The sequence below is a fragment of the Micromonospora desertarenae genome, from assembly GCF_056150265.1.
This window is the reverse complement of the sequence record NZ_JAXCFQ010000002.1, coordinates 352,692-368,622: the sequence shown is the minus strand read 5'-3', so window position 1 is coordinate 368,622 and position 15,931 is coordinate 352,692. Positions and strand designations below refer to the sequence as shown.

At 73.3% G+C, this 15,931-nt stretch carries 17 protein-coding genes; 13 read left to right on the top strand and 4 right to left on the bottom strand.

The annotated features are described in order from the left end of the window. Positions 1-76: 76 nt before the first annotated feature. Both SM577_RS04740 and SM577_RS04735 read left to right on the top strand, forming a co-directional pair. Positions 77-841, top strand: coding sequence for an SDR family NAD(P)-dependent oxidoreductase (locus tag SM577_RS04740; protein WP_474586371.1), 765 nt, complete (start codon positions 77-79; stop codon positions 839-841). Positions 842-854: 13 nt separating this feature from the next. After that, the gene (locus tag SM577_RS04735; protein WP_302920826.1) at positions 855-1,652 is read left to right on the top strand and encodes a class I SAM-dependent methyltransferase; all 798 of its coding nucleotides are present in this window, start codon (positions 855-857) and stop codon (positions 1,650-1,652) included. Positions 1,653-1,846: 194 nt separating this feature from the next. Here SM577_RS04735 and SM577_RS04730 read toward each other — a convergent pair whose 3' ends face one another. Next, positions 1,847-2,938 carry a UDP-N-acetylmuramate dehydrogenase gene (locus SM577_RS04730; protein ID WP_474586370.1) on the bottom strand — a complete coding sequence of 364 codons (1,092 nt, stop codon included), beginning with the start codon at positions 2,936-2,938 and terminating at the stop codon, positions 1,847-1,849. A 69-nt stretch (positions 2,939-3,007) separates the two neighbouring features. On the opposite strand from SM577_RS04730, the gene SM577_RS04725 reads away from it, so the two are divergent. The 7 genes from SM577_RS04725 (at position 3,008) to SM577_RS04695 (ending at position 10,155) form a co-directional block, all read left to right on the top strand. After that, positions 3,008-3,769, top strand: a complete 762-nt coding sequence (locus SM577_RS04725) for a maleylpyruvate isomerase family mycothiol-dependent enzyme (protein ID WP_474586369.1) — start codon at positions 3,008-3,010, stop codon at positions 3,767-3,769. 210 nt (positions 3,770-3,979) lie between these two features. Further along, positions 3,980-5,287, top strand: coding sequence for an ABC transporter substrate-binding protein (locus SM577_RS04720; protein ID WP_474586368.1), 1,308 nt, complete (start codon positions 3,980-3,982; stop codon positions 5,285-5,287). 134 nt (positions 5,288-5,421) lie between these two features. Next, the gene (locus SM577_RS04715; RefSeq protein WP_302920823.1) at positions 5,422-6,423 is read left to right on the top strand and encodes a carbohydrate ABC transporter permease; all 1,002 of its coding nucleotides are present in this window, start codon (positions 5,422-5,424) and stop codon (positions 6,421-6,423) included. Next, the gene (locus tag SM577_RS04710) at positions 6,420-7,253 is read left to right on the top strand and encodes a carbohydrate ABC transporter permease (protein ID WP_302920822.1); all 834 of its coding nucleotides are present in this window, start codon (positions 6,420-6,422) and stop codon (positions 7,251-7,253) included. The genes SM577_RS04715 and SM577_RS04710 overlap by 4 nt, the downstream gene beginning before the upstream one ends. After that, complete coding sequence (locus SM577_RS04705; protein ID WP_302920821.1) at positions 7,250-8,632, top strand: GH1 family beta-glucosidase; 1,383 nt, start codon at positions 7,250-7,252, stop codon at positions 8,630-8,632. Before SM577_RS04710 ends, SM577_RS04705 begins: the two co-directional genes overlap by 4 nt. Before the next feature lie 20 nt (positions 8,633-8,652). Continuing rightward, positions 8,653-9,660 (top strand): LacI family DNA-binding transcriptional regulator, encoded by a 1,008-nt coding sequence (locus tag SM577_RS04700; protein ID WP_302920820.1) that lies wholly within the window; start codon positions 8,653-8,655, stop codon positions 9,658-9,660. A gap of 81 nt (positions 9,661-9,741) precedes the next feature. Next, positions 9,742-10,155 (top strand): RidA family protein, encoded by a 414-nt coding sequence (locus SM577_RS04695; RefSeq protein WP_474586367.1) that lies wholly within the window; start codon positions 9,742-9,744, stop codon positions 10,153-10,155. 145 nt (positions 10,156-10,300) lie between these two features. Here the strand turns inward: SM577_RS04695 and SM577_RS04690 are convergent, their stop codons facing one another. The 3 genes from SM577_RS04690 to SM577_RS04680 form a co-directional block, all read right to left on the bottom strand. Continuing rightward, on the bottom strand, positions 10,301-10,579 hold the full coding sequence (locus SM577_RS04690; RefSeq protein WP_302920818.1) for a hypothetical protein: 279 nt from the start codon (positions 10,577-10,579) through the stop codon (positions 10,301-10,303). A gap of 300 nt (positions 10,580-10,879) precedes the next feature. Then, a complete protein-coding gene (locus tag SM577_RS04685) occupies positions 10,880-11,392 on the bottom strand; it encodes an O-acetyl-ADP-ribose deacetylase (protein WP_474582331.1) in 513 nt (170 codons plus the stop codon). A gap of 1 nt (position 11,393) precedes the next feature. Continuing rightward, a complete protein-coding gene (locus SM577_RS04680) occupies positions 11,394-12,185 on the bottom strand; it encodes an EI24 domain-containing protein (RefSeq protein WP_302920816.1) in 792 nt (263 codons plus the stop codon). 154 nt (positions 12,186-12,339) lie between these two features. On the opposite strand from SM577_RS04680, the gene SM577_RS04675 reads away from it, so the two are divergent. Genes SM577_RS04675 through SM577_RS04660 form a run of 4 tightly spaced genes read left to right on the top strand, consistent with a single transcriptional unit; the run spans position 12,340 to position 15,911 of the window. Next, on the top strand, positions 12,340-13,248 hold the full coding sequence (locus tag SM577_RS04675; RefSeq protein ID WP_474582332.1) for an ABC transporter ATP-binding protein: 909 nt from the start codon (positions 12,340-12,342) through the stop codon (positions 13,246-13,248). An 11-nt stretch (positions 13,249-13,259) separates the two neighbouring features. Next, positions 13,260-13,994, top strand: a complete 735-nt coding sequence (locus SM577_RS04670) for an ABC transporter permease (RefSeq protein WP_302920814.1) — start codon at positions 13,260-13,262, stop codon at positions 13,992-13,994. Between the two features lie 10 nt (positions 13,995-14,004). Further along, a complete protein-coding gene (locus SM577_RS04665; RefSeq protein WP_302920813.1) occupies positions 14,005-15,273 on the top strand; it encodes a sensor histidine kinase in 1,269 nt (422 codons plus the stop codon). After that, positions 15,270-15,911 carry a response regulator gene (locus SM577_RS04660; RefSeq protein WP_302920811.1) on the top strand — a complete coding sequence of 214 codons (642 nt, stop codon included), beginning with the start codon at positions 15,270-15,272 and terminating at the stop codon, positions 15,909-15,911. The genes SM577_RS04665 and SM577_RS04660 overlap by 4 nt, the downstream gene beginning before the upstream one ends. The last annotated feature ends 20 nt before the right edge of the window (positions 15,912-15,931 follow it).

The following is a 15,931-nucleotide window of genomic DNA, read 5'->3' as shown; positions in this document are numbered from 1 at the left end:
TCGGGCGTGACGGACCTCATCGCGGCGCCGCCGGGCCGGCGCGAGCCGCCGCACCGGCCGGGGAGACAATGGCCGGATGAGCCCAGTCGCCATCGTCACCGGAGCGTCCAGCGGGATCGGCGCGGCCACCGCCCGCCGGCTCGCCGCCGAGGGTTTCCACGTGCTCGCCGCCGCCCGGCGCGCCGACCGGCTGGCCGGCCTGGTCGACGAGATCACCGCGGCCGGCGGCGCGGCCACGGCGGTGACCTGCGACGTCACCTCCGACGAGTCGGTCGCCGGGCTCGCCGAGGCGGCGGCCGCGGCCCCCGGGCCGGTCACCCTGCTGGTGAACAACGCCGGCGGCGCGCGCGGGCTGGACCCGGTGGAGTCCGGCTCGGTCGCCGACTGGCAGTGGATGTACGACACCAACGTGCTCGGCACGCTGCGGGTCACCCAGGCGCTGCTGCCCGCGCTGGAGTCCTCCGGCGCCGGCACGATCGTGATCGTCTCGTCCACCGCCGGCTTCGTGGTGTACGAGGGCGGGGGCGGCTACACCGCGGCCAAACACGCGCAGACCGCGATGGCCGGCACGTTGCGGCTGGAACTCTGCGGCCGGCCGGTCCGGGTCATCGAGATCGACCCCGGGATGGTGAAGACCGACGAGTTCGGCCTGGTCCGCTTCGACGGCGACGCCGACAGGGCCGCCGCTGTCTACGCCGGGGTGCCCGAGCCGCTGGTCGCCGACGACGTCGCCGACTGCATCGCCTGGTGCGCCACCCGCCCGCACCACGTCAACGTGGACCGGCTGGTCGTCCGCCCGCTGGCGCAGGCCGCCCAGCACAAGGTGCACCGGGTCGGCTGAGACGGGCCCGGGCGTGGCGGGGACGGCGCGGCGCCGGCCGCTCGGCGTGGTGACCCGGGGGACGACCAACCCCAACCGGCTGCGCCGGGTGGACAACTGGATCGTCGCCACCTGCGGGGACCGGTTGCGCGCCGCGGCCGACCCGCTGGTGGTCGACCTCGGCTACGGGGCGACCCCGGTCACCGCTGTGGAGCTGCGCGCCCGGCTGGCCGCCGCGGTCCGCGCCGACGTGCGGGTGGTCGGGCTGGAGATCGATCCGGTACGGGTGGCCGCCGCCGAGCCGGCCGCCGACCCGCCGTGGCTCACCTTCGCCCGGGGCGGCTTCGAGCTGGCCGGGCTGCGGCCCGCCCTGGTCCGCGCGTTCAACGTGCTACGCCAGTACGACGAGAGCGAGGTGGCCGGCGCCTGGCGGACGATGACCGGCGGGCTCGCCCCCGGCGGGTTGCTGGTCGAGGGGACCTGCGACGAGCTGGGCCGGCTCGGCGGCTGGGTGCTGCTCGACGCCGACGGGCCGCGCACGCTGACCCTGGCCGCGAAGCTCGGCACCCTGGGCAGCCCGGCCGAGCTGGCCGAGCGGCTGCCCAAGGCGCTGATCCACCGCAACGTGCCCGGCGAGCCGATCCACGACTTCCTCCGCGCGCTCGACGACGCCTGGCACGCCGCCGCCGGCTACGCCCCGTACGGCCCCCGGCAGCGCTGGCTGCGCACCGTCGAGTCGGTCAGGGCCGCCGGCTGGCCCGTCCTCGACCGCCCCCGCCGCTGGCGCCTCGGCGAACTGACCCTCCCCTGGCCCACCATCTCCCCCACCTGACCCACCCCCACCCACCCACCCACCCCCACCCACCCCCACCCACCCACCCACCCACCCAGGTTGATCATGAGGTTGGCGGCGGTTCCCGCGATCGACATCGCCGCCAACTCCATGATCAGCGCGGCGGGCCGGGGGGCCGGGGGGCGGCGGACCGGGGGGCCGGGGGCCGGGGGGCGGGGGGCGGGGGGGTGGGGTCAGATGGTGCAGTTGATGAGGACGGGTTCGGGGTGGAGGGTGACGCCGAAGCGGTGGTGGACGCCGTCGCGGATCTCCCGGGCCAGCTCGACCAGGGCGGCCGTGCTGGCGTTGCCGCCGCGGTTGGTCAGCGCCAGGGTGTGCTTGCTGGAGATGGCCACACCCTCCGGGCCGGGGTGGCCCTTGCCGAAGCCGGCCTTGTCGATCAGCCAGGCGGCGCTGACCTTGACCACGTCGCCGGCGCCCGGCCAGGCCGGCGGGTCGCCGAGGTCGGCCGCGCGCTCGCGCAGCAGCTCGTACGCCGACCGGTCCAGCACCGGGTTGGTGAAGAAGGAGCCGACCGAGCGGGTGTCCGGGTCGGTGGCGTCGAGCACCATGCCCTTGCCGGCGCGCAGCCGAAGCACGGTGGCCCTCGCGTCGGCCAGCGGCACCCGGTCGCCCACCTCGACGCCGAGCGCCCGGGCCAGCTCCGCGTAGCGGACCGGGCCGGAGAGCGGCGAGCGGGCCAGCCGGAAGTCGACGGCGAGCACCACCCAGCGGTCGCTGTACTTGAAGATGCTGGACCGGTAGGCGAAGCCGCAGTCGGCGGCGGCGATCCGCCCGGTGACGCCCTCCACCCGGTCGTAGACCTGGACGGCGGTGATGGTCTCGGCGACCTCCTGCCCGTACGCGCCCACGTTCTGGATCGGGGTGGCGCCGGTCGAGCCGGGGACCCCGGAGAGGCACTCCAGGCCGGACCAGCCGTTGGCGACAGTGGTGGCGACCAGCTCGTCCCACGGCTCGCCCGCCTCGACCCGTACGGTGACCGAGTCCGCGTCCTCGGCGAGGACCCGCAGGCCACGCGAGCGGACCAGCACCACCGTGCCGGGGAAACCGGCGTCCCCGATCACCACGTTGCTGCCGCCGGCGAGGATCAGGACCGGCTCGTCCCGTCCCTGCGCCTCGCGTACGCTTCGGACGATTTCCTCCGCGTTGGTGGCGGTCGTTATCCGCCCTGCCGGGCCGCCCAGGCGCAACGTGGTGAAACGCGCCAGATCGCACATGGCGTCGGCTCCGGCTCCGGTTGTCGGCTGGGCGTAGACGTCTGACACGCCTTTCACCCTAGGCTGTGGGTAGCCGCGGCACCCACTGGTGGCCGGGTCACCCCCGGGAGGATGGCGATGAGCAGACTGCACGGCACCAAGGACTTCTGGATCGGCGCGCTGCGCACGGAGGGGCCGGCGTTCGCCGCCGCCGTGGCGGAGGCACCTCCCGAGACCCCGGTGCTGTCCTGCCCCGGCTGGACGGTCGCCGACCTCACCCTGCACCTGGCCGCCTTCTACCGCTGGGCGCACTCGGTCGCCGGCTCGGGCGCGACCACCGCCCCGCCGAAGGGTCTCGACCCCGCCGACCTCGAACCGGGCGGCACCCCCGTGCAGGTCTGGCAGCACGAGTTCGACCGGCTGATGACCCTCTTCGACGGGCTCGACCCGGAGGCCCCGGCCTGGAACTGGGCGCCGCAGCCGAAGAAGGCCGGGTTCTGGCCGCGCCGGGCCGCGCACGAGACGGCGGTGCACCGCTGGGACGCCCAGCTCGCCATCGCCGCCGGCGAGCCGGTGGAGGCGAAGCTCGCCGCCGACGGGGTGAGCGAGGTGCTGGACACCTGGCTGCCCGCCGGGCGGCGGCGGGTCCAGGGCCAGTGGCACGGCGTGGTGCACCTCTCCGCGGTGGACGCCGCGCAGGAGTGGTACCTGAGGCTGCGCGGCGAGGGGGTCGCCCTGCTGGACACCGCCACCATTTTCGACCACGACGACCACCACGCCCGGGTGCAGGTCAGCGGCACGGCGAGCGACCTGCTGCTGGCGCTCTGGGGCCGGGTCAGCTTCGACACCCTCGACGTGGCGGGCGACCGCACCCTGCTCGACGGCCTGCGCACCGGCTGACCGCCGCACCGTCGACGATCCAGTGGCCTCCCGGCGACGGGGGGCCACTGTCGTGTCGCGACACCGGGTGAGGCGCGCGCCGAGGTAACGATCCGGACGCCTCGGAGAGCGCTCTCTTGACACGTCCCGGACCGGCCAGCAATCTACGTGAGAGCGCTCTCTCAGATTCATCCACCACCACCCGCCCGACCTGAGAGGGGTCCGAGACAGATGGGTGCCTTTTCGCGCCGCCGCCTCGCGGCGGTCGCCCTGGCCACCGCCAGCGCAATGCTCCTCACCACCGGCTGCGGTGGCGACGACGCCGCCGACGACGACGGCACGATCACGCTGACCGTCGACGTCTTCGGCCAGTTCGGCTACGAGCAGCTCTACCAGGAGTACATGGCCAGCCACCCTGGCGTGAAGATCGTCGAACGGGGCACCGGCGGCAACCTCGACGAGTACTCGCCGAAGCTCACCCAGTGGCTCGCCGCCGGCAAGGGCGCCGGCGACATCGTGGCCATCGAGGAGGGGCTGCTGGTCGAGTACAAGGCCAACCCCGGCAACTTCGTGAACCTGCTCGACCACGGCGCCGCCGAGCTCAAGGGCAACTTCCTGGACTGGAAGTGGAACGGCGGGCTGACCGCCGACGGCAAGCACCTCATCGGCCTCGGCACCGACGTGGGCGGCATGGCGATGTGCTACCGCAAGGACCTGTTCGCCAAGGCGGGGCTGCCCACCGACCGCGAGGCGGTCGCCAAGCTCTGGCCCACCTGGCAGGACTACATCCGGGTCGGCGAGCAGTTCACCGCGAAGAAGACCGGCGCGGCGTTCCTGGACGCGGCCACCAACACCTTCAACACCATCCTGTTGCAGACCGCCGGCAACGCCCAGGGCTACAGCTACTACGACACCTCGGACAACCTCGTGGTGGACAGCAACCCGGCGGTCCGGCAGGCCTGGGACACCACCATGGACATCATCGACTCGGGCCTGTCCGGCAAGTACGGCGCCTGGTCCGAGGAGTGGGTCTCCGCCTTCAAGCAGGCCAAGTTCGCCACCATCGCCTGCCCCGCCTGGATGACCGGGGTGATCGAGGGCAACGCCGGCGCGGAGGCCTCCGGCAAGTGGGACATCGCCCAGGTGCCCGGCAACGGCGGCAACTGGGGCGGCTCCTACCTCGCGGTGCCCAAGCAGAGCAAGCACCAGGCCGAGGCGATCGAGCTGGCCAAGTTCCTGACCAGCACCAAGGGGCAGATCGGCGCGTTCAAGGCCAAGGGCCCGCTGCCCTCGTCGCCGCAGGCGCTGGAGGACCCGGCGATCACCGGGGCGACCAACGCGTACTTCTCCGGCGCGCCGGTCGGCCAGATCTTCGCCGCCGGGGCGAAGAACCTGAAGCCGGTCTACATGGGGCCGAAGAACCAGGCCGTCCGGACCGAGGTGGAGAACGCCGTGCGGACCGTCGAGCTGGGCCAGCGCAGCCCGGACCAGGGCTGGACCGACGCGGTGTCCAACGCCAAGAAGGCCGCCGCCAAGTAGCCCCCGCCGCCCCCTGCCCGCTCCCCGGCCCGGCCGCCCCGGGGCCGGTCGTCGCGCCCCCGCGACGCCCAGCTCCGGGCGGCCGGCGGGGCGCCGGACGCGGGGCGGTCGGCGCTGGAGAGGAGTTTCCGGCCATGAGCGTCCAGCTCGACGCGCGGCCTCCGGTGGTACCGGCGGCCACCGCGCGGCCCACCCGGGCGCACCGGCTCAGCCGGTTCGACACCAGGTACTCGCCCTACCTCTACATCGCCCCGTTCTTCCTGCTCTTCGCGGTGTTCGGGGTGTACCCGCTGGTCTACACCTTCTGGGTCTCGCTGCACGACTGGGACCTGCTCGGCAGCGACCACCCGTTCGTCGGCGCGGAGAACTACACCCGGCTGATGGCCGACGCCGACTTCTGGCACGCGGTGGTGAACACCCTCGGCATCTTCGTCATCTCCACCGTCCCGCAACTGCTCGCCGCGCTCTGGCTGGCCAACCTGCTCAACCGGTCGCTGCGGGCCCGCACCGGGTGGCGGATGGCGGTGCTGATCCCGAACGTCACCTCCACCGCCGCCGTCGCCATCGTCTTCGGGGTGCTCTTCGGCCGCGAGTTCGGCATGGTGAACTGGCTGCTCGACCTGGTCGGGATCGACGCGGTCAACTGGAAGTCGGACCGGTTCGCCTCCTGGGTGGCCATCTCGGCGATGGTCGACTGGCGGTGGACCGGCTACAACGCGCTGATCTTCCTGGCCGCCATGCAGGCCATCCCGCGCGACCTCTACGAGTCGGCGGCGATCGACGGGGCGAACCGGGCCCGGCAGTTCTGGTCGATCACCGTGCCGCTGCTCAAGCCGACGATCATCTTCGCGGTCATCATCTCCACCATCGGCGGGCTCCAGCTCTTCACCGAGCCCCGGCTGTTCCACTCCGGGACCAACCCGATCCGCGGCGGACCGCTGCGCGAGTCGCAGACGGTGACCATGTACATGTTCGAGAACGCCTTCGCGCCGCACTACAACTTCGGCTACGGCTCGGCGGTGGCCTGGCTGCTCTTCGCCCTGATCGCCGTGGTGGCGGCGGTCAACGTACTGATCATCCGGCGGCTCGGCGGGCAGACGCCCGGTGGCCGGGCCGCGAAGGGAGACCTCCGATGAGCCGGCTGTGGCGGGCCAGCCCGCTGACGTACGGCGCGCTGCTCGCCGCCGCGTTCCTGTCGATCTTCCCGATCTACTGGATGTTCGTGGTGGCCAGCCGGTCCAGCGACGCGATGGGGCAGGTGCCACCGCCGGTCACCCCCGGCGGCAACCTCGGCGCGAACATCGCGCGGCTGTTCGACAACACCGACGCGTACTTCCTGACCGGTCTGATCAACTCGGCGATCGTGTCGACAGTCGTCACCGCCTCGGTGGTGTTCTTCTCCACCCTGGCCGGGTTCGCCTTCGCCAAGCTGCGCTTCCGGGGTCGCAACGCGCTGCTGCTGGTGATCATCGCGACCATGATGGTGCCGACCCAGCTCGGCGTCATCCCGCTGTACATGCTGATGACGAAGCTGAACTGGAACGACCGGCTACCGGCGGTGATCGTGCCGGCGCTGGTCACCGGTTTCGGGGTGTTCATGATGCGGCAGTACGCCGGCCAGGCGGTCAGCACCGAGCTGATCGAGGCGGCCCGGGTCGACGGCTGCGGCACGGCCCGGATCTACTGGAACGTGGTGCTGCCCGCGCTGCGCCCCGCCGCGGCGGTGCTCGGTCTGCTCACCTTCATGACCACCTGGAACGACTTCCTCTGGCCGTACGCTGTGCTCAACGACCCGGAGAACCCGACCGTGCAGCTCTCCCTGCGGGCCCTTTCCGACGGGTACTACCAGGACATGTCGCAGGTCTTCACCGGTACGGCCATCGCGACGCTCCCGCTGCTGCTGGTCTTCGTCCTGTTCGGCCGCCAGATCATCGGCGGCATCATGGAAGGTGCGGTCAAGGCTTGAGCAATCTCCGATTTCCCGAGAACTTCCTCTGGGGCGCCGCCACCGCCGCCTACCAGATCGAGGGCGCGGCGCGGGACGACGGTCGCGGCCCGTCCATCTGGGACACCTTCAGCCGTACCCCGGGAAAGGTGTTCCAGGGGCACACCGGCGACGTCGCCTGCGACCACTACCACCGGTACGCCGACGACGTGGCGCTGATGGCGGAGCTGGGGCTGCGGGCGTACCGCTTCTCGGTGGCCTGGCCCCGGATCCAGCCGGACGGCACCGGCCCGGCCAACCCGCGCGGCCTGGACTTCTACGACCGGCTGGTCGACGCGCTGCTCGACCGGGGCATCGACCCGATCGTCACGCTCTACCACTGGGACCTGCCGCAGACCCTGGGCGACCGGGGCGGCTGGACCAACCGGGAGACCGCCGAGCACTTCGCCGTGTACGCCACCGCGGTGCACGCCCGGCTCGGCGACCGGGTGGGCACCTGGACCACGCTCAACGAGCCGTGGTGCTCGGCCTACCTCGGCTACGGCAACGGGGTGCACGCGCCCGGCGAGCAGGACCCGGCGGCCGCCTTCACCGCCGTACACCACCTGCTGCTCGGGCACGGCCTGGCGGCGCGGGCACTGCGCGCGGCCGGCGCGGAGACGATCGGGATCACCCTCAACCCGGCCGACGTGCGGCCCGCCGACCCGGCCAGCGCCGCCGACGCCGCCGCGGTGCGCCTGGTCGACGGCCTGCACAACCGGATCTTCCTGGACCCGCTGCTGGCCGGCGGCTACCCGGAGGACGTGCTGGAACACGTCGGCGGGATCGTCGAGCCGGCGTTCGTCCGGGACGGCGACGAGAAGCTGATCGCCGCCCCGATCGACCTGCTCGGCATCAACTACTACCAGCCCACCTACGTCGCCGGCCGGCCCGGCGGGGCCGGCGGCGGGGGCGCCTATCCGGGCACCGCCGGCGCGGTGGAGTTCCTGCCGCCGGTCGGCCCGCTGACCGACATGGGCTGGATGATCGAGCCGGCCGGGCTGACCCGGCTGCTGGAGCGGATCGCCACCGACTATCCGGGCGTGCCGATGCTGATCACCGAGAACGGCGCGGCGTTCCCGGACAAGCCCGGGGCGGACGGCCCGGACGGCGGGGGCGGCGTGGTCGACACCGACCGGATCGCGTACCTCGACGGGCACCTGCGCGCCGCCCACGAGGCCATCGCCCGGGGGGTGGACCTGCGCGGCTATCTCGTATGGTCATTGCTGGACAACTTCGAGTGGGCGGAGGGCTACCGCAAGCGGTTCGGGATCGTCCACGTCGACTACCTGACCCAGCGGCGCACACCGAAGGCCAGCGCCCGGTGGTACCAGGAGGTGATCTCCCGGAACGGGCTGTGACGAGCGGGGGGATGGCGGCCATGACGACGGCGCAACGGCCGACGCTGGAAGCGGTGGCCCGCCGGGCCGGGGTCTCCCGGGCCACCGTCTCCCGGGTGGTGAACGGCTCCACCACGGTGGCCGAACCGATCCGGGAGGCGGTCAACCGGGCGGTGGCCGAGCTGGGGTACGTGCCGAACCTGGCCGCCCGCAGCCTGGTCACCCAGCGGACCGACTCGATCGCCCTGGTGATGCCGGAGGCGGCCACCCGGGTCTTCTCCGACGACCAGGTCTTCCCGGGCATCATCCTCGGGGTCAGCCAGGAGCTGGAGGCGGCCGACAAGCAGCTGGTGCTGATGCTGGCCGGCTCGCCGGCCGGGCACGCCCGGGTGGAGCGGTACACCACCGGGCGGCACGTCGACGGGGTGCTGTTCGCGTCGCTGCACGGTGCCGACCCGCTGCCCGGCCGGCTCGCCCGGCTGGGCATCCCGGTGGTGTGCAGCGGCCGGCCGCTCGGCGCCGCCGACGTGCCGTACGTGGATGTCGACCAGGTCGGCGGGGTGACCGCCGCGATCCGGCACCTGGTCGGGATCGGCCGGCGGCGGATCGCCACCATCGCCGGCCCGCAGGACATGGTCGCCGGGATCGAGCGGCTCGCCGGCTACCGGGACACGGTCGCCGCGGCCGGGCTGCCCGAGCTGGTGGCGTTCGGTGACTTCACCCGGGAGTCCGGGGCGGCGGCGATGCGGCAGCTGCTCGCCGAGCACCCCGACCTGGACGCGGTCTTCGCCGCCTCCGACCTGATGGCGCACGCCGCCCTGCGTACTCTGCGGGAGGCCGGGCGGCGGGTGCCGGACGACGTGGCGGTGATCGGCTTCGACGACATCGAGACCGCCGCCTACACCGAGCCGCCGCTGACCACTGTCCGGCAGCCGATCCAGGAGATCGGCCGGCAGATGACCCGCCAGTTGCTCCGGCTGGCCGCCGGCGAGACCGTCGAGACCGCCCTCGTGCTGCCGACCGAGCTGATCCGGCGCGAGTCCGCCTGACCGGCCGCGCCGGCCCTCGCCGGCCCTCGCCGCGGCGATATTCGGTCGAGCGGCCGGCGCGGCCGGCGGTAGCGTCGAGTGGTGCCCGATGCGACCCGCCTGATCCCGGTGCCCGCGCTCTCCGACGTCGCCGAGTACGCGTACGCCGCCACGGTCGAGCCGCCCGCCCGCCTGGTCTTCACCGCCGGCGCCTGCCCGCTCGACGCGGACGGCCGGACGGTGGCGCCCGGCGACCCCGCCGCCCAGGCACGGCAGGTGATGGCCAACCTGGAGACCGCCCTCGCGGCGGCCGGCGCCCGGCTCGTCGACGTGGTCAAGACCACCGTCTACGTGGCGTCGAACCGGCAGGACGACCTGGTCACCGTCTGGGAGGTGGTCCGCGACCACTTCGGCGACCACGACCCGCCGAGCACCCTGCTCGGGGTGGCAGTGCTCGGCTACGACGGCCAACTGGTCGAGGTGGAGGCGGTCGCCGCCGTCCGTTCGGCCGGCTGACCGGGTTCGCCCGCGCCGCCCGCCGGGAGCCGTCCCGATACGGCAGCGGGGGCCTCTCCCGGCGACGGAGAGGCCCCCGGCCCCGTAGCCCGGCTCCCACGACCGCACTGCGCGGAGGCCGGAGCTACGTTCGGGTAAAGCCGTTTCAGTCGTCCGCCTGCTGGCGGTGGGCGCCGTTGAGCACGCTGCCGAGCACGACCAGGCCGAGACCGAGCGCCGCGAGCGGCACCGCGTCGCCGCCCCACCATCCGGCCGGCCGCGCGTCCCGGTTGACCGGCGGGTCGGCCGACGGTGGTTCCGCGGTCGGCGTGGCGCTCCGGTCGAGGTCGGCGGAGGCGCCCGCCAGGGCCGACGACGCCTCTCCCCACACCAGCACGCCGACCGCCACCGCGGCCGCGGCCAGGCGCGCGAAGCCTGCCCTCATCGCTCACCCCCATGTCGTCACCGGCGCCGATTACCGGCACGGGGGGAAATGTATAGGCGAATAGCCCGACGAAGGCGTTTTTCAGACGGATTGTCCCAGCACAATTTCCCGACAGAAAGGCACGCGGAATGCATTTCTTCCCGTGCTGTTAGAAATAGGTATTAACTGCTTAGAACTGCCGAGTCGGGCAGAAACGGCTATGCACGGGCGAAACCGGGCGGGAATCGGCACCCGATCCGGAATCATCCTCGCCAGAACCGTTCGGGTATGCGACCGGAAGCGGGCGCGCGGGCGGCAGGCTCAGCCGGCGTGGACCCGCTGGGCGACCTCGTAGGTGTCCGGCCCGAAGAGCACCAGCCGTGCCTCGGTGACGGTCGTCGGGGTGGCGGCGCGCAGTACGGCCAGGGCCTGGCCGACCGCGTCCGCGACCGGCCAGCCGTAGACACCGGCCGAGACGAGCGGGAACGCCACCGTCCGCGCACCCAACCCGTCGGCGAGCCGCAGGCTGTTGGCGTAGCAGTCGCGCAGCAGCGCCGAGCGGTCCTCGGTGGCCGACCAGACCGGCCCGACGGTGTGCACCACCCAGCGGGCCGGCAGGTCACCGGCGGTGGTGGCGACCGCCTGGCCGGTCGGCAGGCCGCGTTCGTAGCGGGAGGCGCGCAGCGCCCGGCACTCGGCCAGGATGGCCGGGCCGCCCCGCCGGTGGATGGCGCCGTCCACGCCCCCGCCACCGAGCAGCGACGAGTTCGCCGCGTTGACCACCACGTCCACCTGCTGGGTGGTGATGTCCCCTTGGACCAGGACGACCCGCACGTCAGCGCTCCTCGATGGACTGCCCGAGCGACCGGCGGGCCAGCAGGGTGGCGCCGGCGACCGCCGCCGGCATGATGAGCACCGCGCCGAGCGGGATGAGGAAGCAGACGAAGACCGCCACCCCGAAGCCGAGCGCGGTGGGCCGGTCCGCCTTCAGGACCGAGCGGCGGTCCGGCAGCCGCATCCCGCGCCGGTAGAAGGGCGCGCCGACCAGTTCCAGCGCGAGCAGCCAACCGCCCACCGCCGCGCCGATGACCGGAACCACTGTCTGGCCGACCACCGGGATGAAGCCGGCCGCGAAGAGCGGGATGCCGAACAGCACCGACAGGGCCACCAGCCGGACCGAGTCGGCCAGGCTGCGGCGCAGCGACGACCAGAACGGCACCTCGACAGCGCCCGGCGTACCGCCGAGCCGCTCCTCCACCCGCTCGGAGATCTTCTCGTAGAACGGGTCGCCGATCACCAGCGTGACGGCGGTGAAGGCGAGCACCCCGAGCAGGCCGCCGAGCCCGAGGAAGGCCAGCCCGGCGACCACCCGGACCAGGCTGCGCGGGGTCGCCGACCAGTCGTCGGCGAACGGGGTGACCCACTCGGCCAGGTCGTCCACGAAGAACGCCAGGGCGACGAACGCGGTGACGAAGAGCGCACCGGAGATCAGAGCCGGCACGATGCCGAGCAGCATCAGGCCGGGGCTGCGGACGTAGAGGGCGAGTCCACGCAGCAGCAGCCCGACGCCGGTGAAGAACCGGCGGGCGGCGCCGGTCACGGGCGCGGCGAGGCGGGGTGCGGTCACGACGGAGAGCCTAGTGGCCGCCCGCGCATCAACCGGTCGGTGGATCACCGGGATCAACCGGCGCCGTCCCCCAAGATCGCCGCGTGGTCGATCCGCCGCCGCGTCCGCGCGGCCATGCTCGACGTACGAACAGCAAGCGGCGGAAGGCGGCACGATGCCGGTCATCGAGGTGACCAACCTGCACAAGCGGTACGGCGATGTGGTGGCCGTGGACGACGTGTCGTTCACGGTCGAGGCCGGGGAGATCTTCGGGATCCTCGGCCCGAACGGCGCCGGCAAGACCACCACGGTGGAGTGTGTAGCCGGGCTCCGATCACCGGACCGGGGCCGGGTGTCGGTCCTCGGGCTGGACCCGCGGCGGGACCCGACGCAACTCCGGGAGCGGGTCGGGGTACAGCTCCAGGAGAGCCAGCTGCCCGACCAACTGCGGGTCGGCGAGGCGCTGGAGTTGTACGCCTCGTTCTACCGCGACCCGGCCGACCCCGGCGAGTTGATCGACAAGCTGGGGCTGGGCGAGAAGCGGAAGACCCCGTACAAGAAGCTCTCCGGCGGTCAGAAGCAGCGGCTGTCCATCGCGCTCGCGCTGGTCGGCAATCCCGAGATCGCCATCCTCGACGAGCTGACCACCGGGCTGGATCCGCAGGCCCGGCGGGACACCTGGGCCCTCATCGAGCAGGTCCGGGACAGCGGGGTGACGATCGTGCTGGTCACCCACTTCATGGAGGAGGCCGAGCGGCTCTGCGACCGGCTGGCGGTGATCGACCGCGGCCGCGTCGTCGCGCTGGACAGCCCGGCCGGTCTGGTGTCGTCGGTGGCTCCGGAGCAGCGGATCCGGTTCCGGCCGTCCGCCCCGGTTGACGACCGGCTCTTCACCGACCTGCCGGAGGTGACCTCCGTGCAGCGCACCGGCGGGCAGGTGGTGGTGACCGGCACCGGTGACGTGCTGCACGCGGTCACCTCGGTGCTCGCCCGCAACCAGATCATCGCCGCCGACCTGCGGCTGGAGCAGTCCACCCTGGACGACGCGTTCGTCGAGCTGACCGGGCACCGGCCCGCCGAGTGAGAGAGAACGACATGCACGCCTTCGGGCAGATCCTCAAGATCGAGACGAGACTCTACCTGCGGGACTTCGCCGCGCCGCTGCTCACCGTCGCGCTGCCGCTCGCGCTGCTGGCGGTGTTCGGGCTGATCCCGGCCACACGCGAGCCGGATCCGCAGTTCGGCGGCCGGTCCTTCCTCGAGTACTTCGCCCCGTCGCTGCTGGTGATCACGCTCGCCATGTCGGCGGTGAACATCCTGCCCACGGTGCTGGCCACCTACCGGGAACGGGGGGTGCTGCGCCGGCTGGCCACCACCCCGGCCAGCCCGGCGGCGCTGCTGGCCGCCCAACTGGTCATCGCGCTCGGCACCATCCTGGTCAGCGCCGTGCTGCTCATCGCGGTCGGCCGGTTGGCCTTCGGCGTGCCGCTGCCCCGGCACCCGCTCGGCTTCGCCCTGGCCCTCGTCCTCGGCACGGCGGCCCTGCTCGCGCTGGGGCTGCTGGTGGCGGCGGTGGCCCGCACGACCAAGGCGGCACAGGGCATGGCCGTGCCGGTGTTCATGGTGGCCATGTTCTTCGGCGGCGTCTACGTGCCCCGGTTCCTGCTGCCGGACTTCCTGGTCCGGATCGGTGACTACACGCCGCCGGGCGTGCAGGCGCTGCTCGACGCCTGGACCGCCGACGCACCGCAGCCGCTGCACCTGGCGATAATGGCGGTCATCGCCGTACTCGCGGGCGCCGCCGCGGCGAAGCTGTTCCGCTGGGAGTGAGCGAGGTCCGATGACCAGCACCGCCGAGCAGGTCGACCGGCTGGCCCCCTGGGAGGTCCGGGAGGCGCGCCTGCACCGGGTGCTCCCGTACGTCGGGCTGGCCGTCGGGGCACTGCTCACCACCGCCGCGCCGGCGCCCGTGGGTCTGCCACTGGCCCCGCACCTGCTCGTCGCCACCACCGCGGCGTGCTGGATCACCTGGTTCGTCGCCCTGCACCCCGGATGGGCGACCCGGCGCGCGCTGATGGTCGTCTACTACGTCGGGCTGCTCGCGCTCAGCGCCGTGCTGGTGCTGATCAGCCCCTGGTACGGCTTCTTCAGCTGGGCCGGCTTCCTGCACGCGATGCTGCTGCCCGGCAACTGGCGGTTCGCCGGGGTGGCCGCCTCGGCCATCCTGGCGGCCACCGCGCAGGGCGGCGGCATGCCGGCCTCCCTGTCGCACTGGCTGCTCTGGTGCGTGCTGGTGCTGTTCAACCTGGGCGCGGCCGGCGGGATGATCTGGTTCAGCACCATCGCCGACCGGCAGCACGCCAACCGCAAGCGGCTGGTCGAGGAGCTGGCCGAGGCGAACCGCCGGCTGGCCGAGACGATGCGGGAGAACGAGGGACTGCACGCCCAGCTGCTCACCCAGGCCCGGGAGGCCGGGGTGACCGACGAGCGGCAGCGGATGGCCCGGGAGATCCACGACACCCTGGCCCAGGGCCTCGCCGGCATCATCACCCAGCTGGAGGCGGCCGGGCAGGCGCGGGACCGGCGGGCCGACTGGCAGCGGCACGTGGACACCGCTGTCGCCCTGGCCCGGGAGAGCCTCACCGAGGCACGCCGCTCGGTGCGGGCGGTACGACCCGAGGCGCTGGAGAGCGCCCGGCTGCCCGAGGCGCTCGCCGAGCTGACCCGGCGCTGGTCGACCATCAACGAGGTGCGCGCCGAGGTGAACGTCACCGGCGACGCCCGCCCGCTGCACCCGGAGGTCGAGGTGACCCTGCTGCGGACCGGCCAGGAGGCGCTGGCCAACGTGGCCCGGCACGCCAGGGCGTCCCGGGTCGGGCTGACCCTGTCGTACATGGGCGACGTGGTCACCCTGGACGTCCGGGACGACGGAGTCGGCTTCACCGTCGCCGACCCGCCCGCGCCCCGCCGCCCCGACGGCGGGTACGGGCTGACCGCCATGCGGCAGCGGGTGGCCGGGGTCGGCGGCGAACTGGCCATCGAGAGCGAGCCGGGCGGCGGCACCGCCGTCTCGGCGTCCGTGCCCGCACACCCCGGAGGTGCCGGTTGACCGCCCCGGTCCGGCTGCTGATCGTCGACGACCACCCGGTGGTGCGGGACGGGCTGCGCGGCATGTTCACCGGCGACCCCGGCTTCGACGTGGTCGGCGAGGCCGGCGACGGTGCCGAGGCGCTCGCGCTCGCCGCCCACCTGCACCCCGACGTCGTGCTGATGGATCTGCGGATGCCCGGGATGGACGGGGTGACCGCGATCGGCCGGCTGGCCAGCGCCGGCAACCCGGCCAAGGTGCTGGTCCTCACCACGTACGACACGGACGCCGACGTGCTGCCGGCGATCGAGGCCGGCGCCACCGGCTACCTGCTCAAGGACGCGCCGCGGGACGAGCTGGTCCGGGCGGTGCGGGCCGCCGCGCGGGGCGAGTCGGTGCTCTCCCCCAGCGTGGCCGGCCGGCTGATGGGGCGGCTGCGCGCGCCCGCCGAGGAGCCGCTGAGCCAGCGCGAGCTGGAGGTGCTCACCCTGGTGGCCAAGGGCGCGTCCAACCGGGAGGCGGCCGCCCGGCTGTTCATCAGCGAGGCCACCGTCAAGACCCATCTGCTGCACGTCTACGCCAAGCTCGGGGTCAACGACCGGGCCGCCGCCGTGGCCACCGCGTACGACCGGGGCCTGCTCACCCCCGGCGGGCGCTGAACCGGCCGGGGGCAGGATGG

Bases quoted from the DNA above. Each gene is read 5' to 3' on its own strand.
- SM577_RS04670 (WP_302920814.1), top strand. From the start codon at position 13,260: ATGCACGCCTTCGGGCAGATCCTCAAGATCGAGACGAGACTCTACCTG.
- SM577_RS04725 (WP_474586369.1), top strand. From the start codon at position 3,008: ATGAGCAGACTGCACGGCACCAAGGACTTCTGGATCGGCGCGCTGCGC.
- SM577_RS04740 (WP_474586371.1), top strand. From the start codon at position 77: ATGAGCCCAGTCGCCATCGTCACCGGAGCGTCCAGCGGGATCGGCGCG.
- SM577_RS04675 (WP_474582332.1), top strand. From the start codon at position 12,340: ATGCCGGTCATCGAGGTGACCAACCTGCACAAGCGGTACGGCGATGTG.
- SM577_RS04700 (WP_302920820.1), top strand. From the start codon at position 8,653: ATGACGACGGCGCAACGGCCGACGCTGGAAGCGGTGGCCCGCCGGGCC.
- SM577_RS04720 (WP_474586368.1), top strand. From the start codon at position 3,980: ATGGGTGCCTTTTCGCGCCGCCGCCTCGCGGCGGTCGCCCTGGCCACC.
- SM577_RS04665 (WP_302920813.1), top strand. From the start codon at position 14,005: ATGACCAGCACCGCCGAGCAGGTCGACCGGCTGGCCCCCTGGGAGGTC.
- SM577_RS04690 (WP_302920818.1), bottom strand. From the start codon at position 10,579: ATGAGGGCAGGCTTCGCGCGCCTGGCCGCGGCCGCGGTGGCGGTCGGC.
- SM577_RS04715 (WP_302920823.1), top strand. From the start codon at position 5,422: ATGAGCGTCCAGCTCGACGCGCGGCCTCCGGTGGTACCGGCGGCCACC.
- SM577_RS04710 (WP_302920822.1), top strand. From the start codon at position 6,420: ATGAGCCGGCTGTGGCGGGCCAGCCCGCTGACGTACGGCGCGCTGCTC.